Source organism: Microcystis sp. LE19-8.1F, from assembly GCF_027531715.1.
GTDB classification, from domain to species: domain Bacteria; phylum Cyanobacteriota; class Cyanobacteriia; order Cyanobacteriales; family Microcystaceae; genus Microcystis; species Microcystis wesenbergii_A.
Window position 1 is genome coordinate 1 of record NZ_JAPZSO010000105.1, and the last position, 11,387, is coordinate 11,387.

General features: G+C 46.8%; 12 protein-coding genes. 6 read left to right on the plus strand and 6 right to left on the minus strand.

What is annotated here, in order from left to right; genetic code table 11:
- Positions 1-224 (minus strand): hypothetical protein (locus tag O9334_RS10725; protein WP_288000260.1); only part of this gene is annotated, 224 nt, incomplete at its 3' end.
- Between O9334_RS10725 and rimI the strand changes: the two genes are divergently transcribed.
- The 4 genes from rimI (at position 175) to O9334_RS10745 (ending at position 3,294) form a co-directional block, all read left to right on the plus strand.
- Positions 175-750, plus strand: coding sequence for a ribosomal protein S18-alanine N-acetyltransferase (gene rimI / locus O9334_RS10730; protein WP_045357139.1), 576 nt, complete (start codon positions 175-177; stop codon positions 748-750). The two genes, O9334_RS10725 and rimI, sit on opposite strands and share 50 nt — an antisense overlap.
- Positions 751-791: 41 nt before the next feature.
- Positions 792-1,982 (plus strand): glycosyltransferase family 4 protein, encoded by a 1,191-nt coding sequence (locus tag O9334_RS10735; protein WP_045357137.1) that lies wholly within the window; start codon positions 792-794, stop codon positions 1,980-1,982.
- A 90-nt stretch (positions 1,983-2,072) separates the two neighbouring features.
- Positions 2,073-2,690 carry a CP12 domain-containing protein gene (locus tag O9334_RS10740; RefSeq protein ID WP_036388153.1) on the plus strand — a complete coding sequence of 206 codons (618 nt, stop codon included), beginning with the start codon at positions 2,073-2,075 and terminating at the stop codon, positions 2,688-2,690.
- A gap of 97 nt (positions 2,691-2,787) precedes the next feature.
- On the plus strand, positions 2,788-3,294 hold the full coding sequence (locus tag O9334_RS10745) for a DUF1269 domain-containing protein (RefSeq protein ID WP_045357132.1): 507 nt from the start codon (positions 2,788-2,790) through the stop codon (positions 3,292-3,294).
- Positions 3,295-3,492: 198 nt separating this feature from the next.
- Here the strand turns inward: O9334_RS10745 and O9334_RS10750 are convergent, their stop codons facing one another.
- The gene (locus O9334_RS10750) at positions 3,493-3,942 is read right to left on the minus strand and encodes a hypothetical protein (protein WP_288000261.1); all 450 of its coding nucleotides are present in this window, start codon (positions 3,940-3,942) and stop codon (positions 3,493-3,495) included.
- 259 nt (positions 3,943-4,201) lie between these two features.
- The gene (gene acs, locus O9334_RS10755) at positions 4,202-6,172 is read right to left on the minus strand and encodes an acetate--CoA ligase (protein WP_288000262.1); all 1,971 of its coding nucleotides are present in this window, start codon (positions 6,170-6,172) and stop codon (positions 4,202-4,204) included.
- A gap of 252 nt (positions 6,173-6,424) precedes the next feature.
- On the opposite strand from acs, the gene psaC reads away from it, so the two are divergent.
- Positions 6,425-6,670, plus strand: a complete 246-nt coding sequence (psaC, locus tag O9334_RS10760; protein WP_002764973.1) for a photosystem I iron-sulfur center protein PsaC — start codon at positions 6,425-6,427, stop codon at positions 6,668-6,670.
- Positions 6,671-7,094: 424 nt separating this feature from the next.
- On the opposite strand, the gene O9334_RS10765 is transcribed toward psaC, so the two are convergent.
- Positions 7,095-7,805, minus strand: a complete 711-nt coding sequence (locus O9334_RS10765) for a Uma2 family endonuclease (protein WP_288000263.1) — start codon at positions 7,803-7,805, stop codon at positions 7,095-7,097.
- A 75-nt stretch (positions 7,806-7,880) separates the two neighbouring features.
- Here O9334_RS10765 and O9334_RS10770 point away from each other — a divergent pair, with 75 nt between their 5' ends.
- A complete protein-coding gene (locus O9334_RS10770; protein WP_288000264.1) occupies positions 7,881-8,609 on the plus strand; it encodes an ABC transporter ATP-binding protein in 729 nt (242 codons plus the stop codon).
- Between the two features lie 2 nt (positions 8,610-8,611).
- Here O9334_RS10770 and O9334_RS10775 read toward each other — a convergent pair whose 3' ends face one another.
- Positions 8,612-9,382 carry a class II glutamine amidotransferase gene (locus tag O9334_RS10775; protein ID WP_288000265.1) on the minus strand — a complete coding sequence of 257 codons (771 nt, stop codon included), beginning with the start codon at positions 9,380-9,382 and terminating at the stop codon, positions 8,612-8,614.
- Positions 9,383-9,924: 542 nt separating this feature from the next.
- Positions 9,925-11,387, minus strand: a 1,463-nt coding sequence (locus O9334_RS10780) for a hypothetical protein (protein ID WP_288000266.1), incomplete at its 5' end; no start/stop codon positions are given.

Here is an 11,387-nt window from a genome sequence, read left to right on the forward strand (position 1 = left end):
GAGAGAATATTTTTATTTATACTCCCTTCTCCACACACCCCACACCCCACACCCGCACCTCCCCACACCCCACACACAACACCCCACACACCAAACACCCCACACCCCACACCCCCCACCCCACACCCCACACCCCACACCCCACACCCCCCACCCTGCTCCCTTCCCCGATAAATGCCAAAAATACAGATTAAAACCCCAAAATCCGCACATCTTGCCGCCATGGTGGCACTCGATCGCACCAGTCTCGGCGGTATTTGGACCCTATCTGGTTATGAACGGGAATTAAACAGCCCCAACAGTGAATTATTAATTCTTACCCTGGACAAGAAGGACGAAACCCTAATCGGATTGGCTTGTTTTTGGGCAATTCTCGAAGAAGCACATATTACCCTCCTGGCAATTTATCCCGACTATCAAAGACAAGGATTAGGAAAACTGCTTCTCTACAAACTGCTTGAAAAGGCTGTACAAAGACAACTGGAAAGGGCTACGCTAGAGGTGAGGGTGTCGAACCAGTCAGCGATCGCACTCTACGAGCATTTTGGCTTCCGCATCGCTGGAGAGCGTAAAAATTATTATCCGCAAACTGGCGAATCAGCCCTAATTTTCTGGCGCAACGATCTACAAACGGCCGCTTTTCGGGAACAATTAAGCAAGTGGCGACAAGAAATCCTCTCAAGACTGGCGCAGGGAGAGTGGCAATTAGAGGAAGAAACCAGAGCCAAAATAGATACCATGGGGATGTAATGATTACTTACCAGCTTAAATCAGGTCGAGGTTAGGGAAAAATGAGGATTTTAGTGTTGGCGTGGGAATTTCCACCGCGATTAGTGGGCGGTATCGCCCGTCATGTCGCCGAACTCTATCCCGAAATCGTCAAACTCGGTCATGAAGTCCATTTAATCACGATCGAATTCGGTCAGGCCCCCAGTTATGAACTGGTGGAAGGTATTCACATCCACCGCGTCCCCGTACCCCCTGGCAATGACTTTTTCCATTGGGTGGTCAACATGAATAACAGCATGGGGCAACAGGGCGGCAAACTAATCGCCGAATACGGAAAATTTGACCTTGTTCATGCCCACGATTGGTTAGTAGGGGATGCAGCCATCGCCTTGAAACATCTCTTTAAAATACCCCTGATTGCCACGATTCACGCCACGGAATACGGACGTTATAACGGACTGCACACCGACACCCAACGCTATATCGCCGGCAAAGAGGGAACCCTCGTCTATAATGCTTGGCGCGTCATCGTCTGTACCGGCTATATGCGTCATGAAGTCCATCGGGCCTTGGGCGCACCCTGGGATAAAATCGATGTGGTTTATAACGGTATTCGGGCCGAGAAAAAGCAAAGAGACCCTAACTTTGATTACCGAGCTTTTCGTCATCAATATGCCGAAGATTACGAAAAAATCGTCTATTACGTCGGGCGCATGACCTTTGAAAAGGGGGTTTCGGTGTTACTCAACGCTGCCCCAAAAGTCCTCGCCCAGACTGGGGCTAAAACTAAATTTGTCATTATCGGTGGCGGCAATACCGACAAACTCAAACAACAGGCCTGGCATCTCGGTATCTGGCATCATTGTTATTTTACGGGCTTTATGTCCGATGAAAACCTCGATCGCTTCCAAACCGTGGCCGATTGTGCCGTTTTTCCCAGTCTTTACGAACCTTTTGGCATTGTCGCCCTGGAAAGTTTCGCCGCTAGGGTTCCCGTGGTAGTTTCCGATACCTGCGGTTTTCCCGAAGTTGTCCGTCATGGCCAAACGGGAATTGTCACCCGCGTCAATAATCCTGATTCCCTCGCTTGGGGCATTTTAGAGGTTTTAAATCATCCTGAATACGCCCACGAATTAGCTAATAACGCCTACGAAGACCTAGAAAAACGCTTTCATTGGGCGAATTTAGCCCGTCAAACCGAAACAGTATATGGTTTGGTTGTCCAAGAACGACAACTGGTAGAATGGCGTTAATCAGGGAGCGGTTTTTTAGCCGTCAGCCGTCAGTATTAGGGGTCAGTTTATGTCCTAAAATAACAAAGGCACAACTTAACTTCTCCAACTATGACCATGAAAGCAGCTGAAATTATGACCACGGAGGTGGCCAAGATTAAAGGTTCTGAAACCGTCGCCAAAGCAGTACAATTGATGAGAGAAAAGAACATTAGAACTCTCATTGTTGATCGCCGTCACGATGAAGATGCTTACGGAATTATCACTGAAACCGATATTGTCTATAAAGTCGTCGCTTTCGGTCAAGATCCGCAAAAGGTGCGAGTCTATGAAGTGATGAGCAAACCCTGCATCGTGATTAATCCCGACCTCGGGGTTGAATATGTAGCTCGCTTATTTGCTAATACCGGTATTCGTTTCGCACCGGTAATTAAAGGCGGTTTGCTCGGTGTTATATCTGTTAGTGACATCCTCCATAAAGGTAACGCCGTCGAAAAGCCCCGCAGTCTTGATTTAGAAGCGGAGATTATCAAAGCTAGAGATATTGCCCGGGCAGTATGTGCTGAAAAAGGGGGAAATTCTCCCGATTGTGCCGCAGCTTGGGATGTTGTTGAGGAATTACAGGCAGAATTGGCACACCAACGCGCTAAAAAACCGGAAAAAACCTATTTTGAGGAATACTGTCAAGAAAATCCCGATGCTTTTGAAGCTCGTATTTATGACACCTAATCTCCATGGGTTTCAGGTATCGGAGAATACCTCAAACTTTTTAATCCGGCAAAAGTAGTGTATAAAAGTTTTATTTGCTAATAATCGAGGAAAAACTATGGCTGATCTATTTGTCATCGCCTATGAGGACGAATTTAAAGCAGAAGAAGTTCGTTTAACTTTGGCTAAACTGCAACGGGAACATCTCATCGAGCTAGAAGATGCCGCCGTAGTGGTTAAAAACAAAGATGGCGAGATTAAACTCAAGCAAGCGGTCAATTTAACGGCAGCGGGAGCCGCTAGTGGCAGTTTCTGGGGATTATTAATCGGAATGCTCTTTTTATCCCCTTTATTAGGGGCCGTCCTCGGTGCTGCTGGTGGCGCTTTGGGAGGTGCTTTAAGTGATATCGGTGTGGATGACAATTTTATGCGGGAATTGGGAGAAACCATGCAGCCAGGTACATCTGCTCTCTTTGTTCTCGTCCAAAAAGTTACCCCCGATAAGGTCCTCGATGAAGTGGCCCCCTACGGAGGTAAAGTATTACGCACTTCTTTGACCAAAACCGACGAAGCAGAATTACAGAAAATTCTCGACCAAAGAGGTGTTAAACCCGAAGCGGTTTAGGATATGGGTCCATAAAAGCCAGAAAAAGGGAATATATTTCCCTTTTTCCTTTTTTTAGGTAATTTCCTACTCTCATGAGGTAATTTGAAGTAGCCCGACAAAATTCAAGTTAATCCTAAGAGAAGGGAACAGGGAACAGCGACGATTAATTAACAGCCTTTCTCATAAAAGTGTTATATAGCAATTCTCTTGCTGAGATTAGGGATTATTGTCGATAAAAAAACTTCTAAATCCCACAGCTAGTAGGGAACCACTTAAGACAGTTATCAATGTCCAAATTTGATTCTTTTGGGTTCCTTCGACTTTCTCTAAGCGTTTATTCATGTCATCAAATTTACTATCAAGAGTTTTAATATCACCTTTAACTTCCGTGAGTTCAATCTTTAAATCGGTAGTATCTTTTTGAACAGTTTTGACATCAGCTTTCATTTCCGCTTGTCCATTCTCGATCACCTTCAATCGATTGTCCACCTCAATCAGTCGAGTTTCCACGGTAGTGAGTCGATTGTCCACCTCAATCAGTCGATTGTCCATGGTAGTGAGTCGATTGTCGATCTCGTTGAATCGATGTTCGATTATCTTCTGTCCATTGAGGATTAAATCTTCTAGTCTTTTTAAATCATTATCGGTAGTAGTGGTGGTGGTCATTGATTAAACTCCTATAATTTCCCTTCGCTCTTATCTTTATCATTATACCAAATCCGTTTTTAATCCTGTGATTAACTCCCAAGTTATGGATTGTTTCTCCCCACTTCCCCACTTCCCCTATACCTTTTAAACAGGATTTATTATTAGCTATAGATTTGGTGCTTGAGCAAATATGTTCACCGATAATCACTCCCGTTAGAGTGAGATAAGATTAACTCTGATTCCTCACCCTAACTGCTAGGAAAAACCAGTAATTAAATTAGGCACCTTGCCGTAATTTATCCAAAACCGATCGATCTTCTAGAGTAGAAGTATCACCGGAAATCTCTTGACCTGATGCTAAAGTTCGCAAGAGACGACGCATAATTTTACCCGATCGCGTTTTTGGCAGCACATCGGTAAAACGGATTTCTCCCGGTCGGGCAATAATGCCAATTTCCTTGACAACGTGATCCTTTAATGCTTTCGCTAACTCCGGACTCGCTTCATAATGCCCCTCGAGAGTCACAAAAGCATAGACTTCTTCCCCTTTAATTTCATCCGGTCGTCCCACCACAGCCGCCTCCGCTACCGCGGGATGAGATACTAAAGCTGATTCGATCTCCATTGTCCCTAAACGGTGGCCAGAAACGCTCATCACGTCATCAACGCGCCCCATTACCCAGAAATAACCGTCTTCGTCCCGACGGCTACCATCTCCAGCAAAATAGAGATATTGGCCATCTTTGGGGGCGATATGTTCCCAGTAGGTATTGCGGAAGCGCTCGGGATTTTTATAGACTGTTCGCATCATACCGGGCCAGGGATGTTTGACCACCAGATAACCCCCCTCATTCGCTTGGGTGGGATTGCCCTCTAAGTCCACCACTTCGGCCATAATACCGGGGAAAGGTAGGGTTGCTGACCCCGGTTTGGTGGCAATTGCCCCGGGTAAGGGAGTAATCATAATTCCCCCGGTTTCCGTTTGCCACCAAGTATCGACAATCGGACATTTTTCCTTACCGATAACTCGGTGATACCACATCCACGCTTCCGGGTTAATCGGTTCTCCCACGGTTCCCAGTAAGCGCAAAGAGGATAAATCCCGGCTATTGGGGATATCTTCACCCATTTTGATAAAAGCGCGGATAGCAGTGGGGGCAGTATAAAAGATATTAACGCGATATTTCTCAATTACATCCCAAAAACAGCCTAAATTAGAGGGACGGGGAACCCCTTCATACATTACCGTGGTGGCACCATTGGAAAGCGGTCCGTAAACGATATAACTATGGCCGGTAATCCAACCCACATCGGCAGTACACCAGTAAACATCGGTGTCTTTCAGGTCAAAAATCCATTTGCAGGTGACATGGGTGTAGAGATTATAACCGCCGGTGGTGTGGACGACTCCTTTCGGTTTGCCGGTGGAACCACTGGTGTAGAGGATAAATAACATATCTTCGCTATCCATGGGTTCGGCCGGACAGTTAGCAGATACCTGTTTTTGTAGATCATGCCACCAGTAATCGCGATCGGCAACCATATTGATGGGTTCCTTGCTGCGCTGAACAACGAGAACTTTTTCCACACTGGGGGCGCTATTATCGGCTAGAGCCAGATCTACCTGTTCCTTGAGGGCAACGACTTTATCCTTGCGGAAACCACCATCGGCAGTGATTACCACCTTAGCGGCCGCATCATTAAGACGATCGCGCAAAGCATCGGCACTAAATCCCCCAAAAACTACACTGTGGGGCGCACCAATTCTGGCACAGGCTAACATAGCGATGGCCGCCTCGGGAATCATCGGCATATAAATTCCGACCACATCGCCTTTTTTAACGCCTAATTCTTTTAAAGCGTTGGCAAATTGACAGACTTCTCGGTGTAGCTGTTCGTAGGTAATGGTGCGGCTGTCTCCCGGTTCTCCTTCCCAGATGATGGCGGCTTTATTGCGTCTCCAGGTGGTGAGATGTCTGTCAATACAGTTGTAACAAATATTAATCTTGCCGTTGACGAACCATTTGGCAAAGGGGGGCTGCCAGTCAAGAACCTCTGACCATTTTTCAAACCAATGTAATTCTTTTTCGGCTAATTGGGCCCAAAAAGCCGAGGGATCGGCCTTGGCTTTGGCGTAGAGTTGCTGGTATTCTTCAAAGCTTTTAATTGTGGCATTCTGAGAAAATTCGGCACTGGGAGGAAACAGCCGATTTTCCTGTAGGATCGATTCGATCGCTATTTCTGTCATACTGGAAAACGAAATAAATTATCTTGCGATCCAGATTACCTTTTTCGGTTCCCCCCGTAACCCCGGCAAGCAATTCTTTAAGGCTATTTCTAGGATTGCCCGATCCCCAACTAGCGATCGCCATTTTGCCCTAAGTGTTACAGAGTTTAAAGTTATGTCACCGATCGAGCGATGAACAGATCGCTGTAAGGTAAACTAACCGATAAACCCGAAATTTAACATGGAGAACACTCGGTAAGGAGTCATAATTCAATGTCTCATAGCGTTAAAATTTACGATACCTGTATCGGTTGCACCCAATGCGTTCGGGCTTGTCCCCTCGACGTACTGGAAATGGTCCCCTGGGATGGCTGTAAAGCTGCCCAGATTGCCTCTTCCCCCCGCACGGAAGATTGTGTTGGTTGCAAACGTTGCGAAACCGCTTGTCCGACGGATTTCTTAAGCATTCGGGTTTATCTCGGAGCAGAAACCACCCGCAGTATGGGTCTAGCCTACTAGGCCTGGCAATCATTCTGTGTTTATCATTTAGCGAAAACTAATCTTGTTAAGAGGACTAACCAGTCCTCTTTTTTCGTTATACTCCCGTCGCTGGTTCAGATTTTAGTTGGGGCTGGCTAAATAAGTAGCTGGTTATAATTAAATTAAAAATGGATTTTAGGTTCGATCCCCCCTGCTCTCCTTGATAAGGTAGGGTTGATTCATGAATCAACCCTACCCTTGATAAGGGTGGTGTCTGATAATTTTTAACGCCTACCTACTTAAATCTAAAAACCTTGTTGGATAAAACTTTTAGACCTTTTTGAAAGCCAAAAGTGCCAGACCTTGGGGTGATCGGGGGGGGAAATTTAGGCACTTTTTCCCTGAAAATGGGTAAAACCCCACACCCCCCCTGCCCCCACCAACAAACTTTTTGCCGCAAACCCTAGTTAGGTAATTCTCCAAAAAGTTGACGATATTTTTGCAGTTTTGCTTCCATTTCTACTAACTGCTGATTGGCCTGTTCAGCCCGTTGGCGTTCATTTTCAGCCCGTTGCCGTTCATTTTCAGCCCGTTGCTTTTCCTGCTCCAGTAGTTGATTAATTTCGCTGTAGGACGAGAATTGAGTACCATCAGGACGATAAATTTTTAACTCGTCGGTTAAGTCAAACCGAATGCCTAAACGGGGACTCACCCAATTATTAACCTCACTAACACTGTCTAAACTGTCACCAATTCGCTGCCAAGCTTCTAGACTATTATCATCGGGATCATAGACGTAGTATTCTTGGACTCCATAGCGATCATAAAATAGCAATTTTTTGGCCATTTCGATGGAGGTGTTACTGGGAGAAAGAATCTCAAAGACGACTTGAGGAGCAAGATTATCTTCTTGCCATTGTTTGTAGGAACCTCGATCGCCTTTCGGTCTGCCAAATACTACCATCGTATCAGGAGCGGCAGCAATTTTCGGCTGGCCTTCCACGGGATACCACAACAGATCCCCCGCTACAAATACCTGGGGATCATCGATATATAACCAGTCGAGATTCTGCTTAATCGTTACTATCCAGTTAAATTGTTTAGTATTATCTGCCATCGGTTTACCGTCGCTCTCAGGATAGATAATCTCGGTTTTGTTAACTTGACTAACCATGGGGAATACCTGCCGAACTCATTGGGCTATTTTTATTATATAATAAACTTGAACTAAGTAAGGAAAAGACCAATCTTGATTTTAGAACTACAGCAAGTAAATTTAGCTATCCGACGGGGCAGTGCTTATCTGTTAGAAGATATTACTTTTAGCATCAAGCAAGGAGAAAAGTTAGCTATTGTCGGAGCATCTGGGGCAGGAAAAACGACTCTTTTGCGATTGTTAAATCGTTTGCAGGAACCCAGCACGGGAAATATTTATTTTCACGGTAAATCGATTAAGGAAATACCGGTTATTTCCCTGCGACAACAGATAGTTTTATTGCCACAAGAGTCGAAGTTATTAGGGATGACTGTTCGAGATGCTCTCGCTTATCCTTTGCAATTGAAAAAATTTACTCCTGCGGAAATTAATCAGAGAATTGACCATTGGACATCCCTATTAAAAATTCCTCAACAGTGGTTTGAGCGCGGGGAGCTAGAATTATCTTTAGGACAAAGACAATTAGTAGCAATTACCAGAGCTTTGCTGTTAGAACCGAGCATACTGTTATTAGATGAACCCACCTCTGCTTTAGATACAGGCACGGCCACCAGGTTATTAGAAGTATTAAACAATCAAAGTTCAATGACAATAATTATGGTCAATCATCAACTAGATTTTTTAGAGGAATTTGCCGAGAGAGTTATTTATCTAGAAGCGGGAAAAATTGGTTCAGATTGCCTCGCCAATCAATTAGATTGGTTAGGGCTAAAAACTCAGTTAATTGACTTAGAAAAATCTCGACAAAGTGACCACTGGTAAGATTAACTTAAAATTGCTGCGCCCTCCTGAAAAACTAATAATTCTCCTGAATTAATCGCTGTCCAAACTTCATTATCAGTTAAGGGTGTAGTGGCAATAATTGCCACTTGATCGCCCGGACGAGCTAAAGCTTGAAAATCAACGCTCACATCTTCATCAATTAAATGAGCGGCGGCAAAAGGATACTGACGGATTATATAGCTTAATTTCGTCGAACAATGGGCAAAAAAATGTTCACCATCGGATAAAAGATAATTAAAAATTCCTTGACAAGCGATAGAGTTTGTGATAGTTTTTAGGACTTGATAAAGTTGCTCTAGGGAAGGTTTGCCCTGGGGAAAAGTCTCTCGTAGGGTATTAAGAATTAAACAGAAAGCTTTTTCCGAATCCGTGTCCCCAACCGGTTGATAAAAATCTCCCGCAGGAGGTGAGAAATTTTCTAAATGACCATTATGGGCAAAAACCCAATATTTTCCCCACAATTCCCGCCGAAAAGGATGACAGTTTTCTAGTTTAATTTCTCCTTGGGTAGCTTTGCGAATATGGGCGATAACATTGGTAGAATGGATGGGATAGTTTTTAATTAATTCCGCAATCGGAGAAGCGATCGAGGGTTTAACATCAATAAAAGTTCGACAACCTAAACCCTCAAAAAAAGCAATTCCCCAACCGTCTCGATGTTCGTCGGTTTTTCCTCCCCGCGCACAAAATCCCTCGAAGGAAAAACAGATATCCGTGGGGACATTACAATTCATGCCTAGAAGTTGACACATAGTTGCTTGAGTTTGAATATCAGATGCCAGCAAAATTACTTACTGCCAGCAGCCGTGACAGGAGACAGGAGAATTTTTTCCAGCTGCCTCTTGCCTATCCTAGCTAAGAAATTAATCTGGCACTAAGTAGGTAGGTGTTAAAAACTGTCAGACACCCCCCTTATCAAGGCTGACAGGGGGGATCAAACCCCCTCAAGGTAGGGTTGATTGTCGGTAGGTGTTAAAAACTGTCAGACACCCCCCTTATCAAGGGGGGCAGGGGGGATCAAACCCCCTCAAGGTAAGGTTGATTGTCGGTAGGTGTTAAAAACTGTCAGACACCCCCCTTATCAAGGGGGGATTAAGGGGGGATCAAACCCCCCTTATCAAGGGGGGATTAAGGGGGGATCAAACCCCCCTTATCAAGGCTGACAGGGGGGATCAAACCCCCTCAAGGTAGGGTTGATTCATGAATCAACCCTACTATGAATCAACCCTAGGGGCAGGGGGGGAGATTCGGCTAATCTAAGAATAAGCGGTTTAAATGCGTCTTAGCTTACAAGCTACAGGCAAGTTTTCCATTTTTGGGCGATAGAAAGGATTAATGCTTTTTCTGCTAGGGGTAAATTGGCTGCCTGTTGGTCGATTATATCGCTTAATTCCCCGATAATCCGATCTTTAGTCTCTTGGGAGTAACTTCTCTGTGCTAAAGCTATTTCTGTGATAACTCGATTTAAACTGCTGATAGCTTGCCAAGTTTGCGGACGTAATGACGGTTCTGCGGCAATGGGGGCAACCTCCAGGGAAGCGATACCATCGAAAGTTGCTGCCCGACTAAATCGGTGTAAAGTCTGGGCGAGACTATACATTTCTTCCCCGTAGGCGAGGGAACGTACCACAGCAAAGGCTTTTTCGGCTTTTTCGGTGTCCTGTTGGTGAAGATACCAAAAACCGGCGGCGGCGGCGCGAGCAGGAGTATCTAGACGGATTTGGCTGTCAGGAAAAGAAAACGGTTTCGCCGACGCATATTTTAACAATTGCCAATCGGAGGGATTTTCTGCCAGACGGGAGACGCGATAGATAATTTCTGCCGCTGGGAATTGCGGTAAAACGCGATTAACAGCGGCAAGGACAGGAATAAACTGGCGGCTGTACCGAAGGTATTGATTGAGGTTATTAATAGCCGTTTCCCAGTCTTGCTGTAACCATTGTTGTAGAGTCGAGGTTAACCCCGGCAGCGGTAGAGGGGTAATACGGGGAAAAAGTCGCCCTTGGGAGCCAGCCAAAAGCCCGATTAGCCAATTATCAAGACGGAAAAAGGCGAATATAAACACCACGCCCGACACGCCCCACACCACGCCCCACTCCACGCCCCACACCACGCCCGACACCACGCCCGACACCACGCCCAACGCCACGCCCAACGCCACGCCCAACGCCACGCCCAACGCCACGCCCCACACCACGCCCCACACCACGCCCCACCACTCCACGCCGGACACCACGCCCCACACCACGCCCCACACCACGCCCAACACCACGCCCCACACCACGCCCCACACCACGCCCCACACCGCGCCCCACACCGCGCCCCACACCCCGCCCCACACCCCGCCCCACACCGCGCCCAACAACCCGACCGACACCACGCCCCACACCACGCCCCACGCCACGCCCCACGCCACGCCCGACACCACGCCCCACACCACGCCCCACCCCGCGCCGAACACCACGCCCAACGCCACGCCCCACACCACGCCCCACACCACGCCCAACGCCTCGCCCGACGTCACGCCCAACACCGCGCCCCACACCCCGCCCCACACCACGCCCGACACCGCGCCCCACTCCACGCCGAACGCCACGCCCCACTCCACGCCCAACACCACGCCCCACTCCACGCCCAACACCACGCCGAACGCCACGCCCGACGCCACGCCCAACACCACGCCCACCCAATTAACAGAAAGTCCTAAATTTGCTGCTATGCTACAGATAATCAGAGGGGTAATTACAGTTAAGAGAA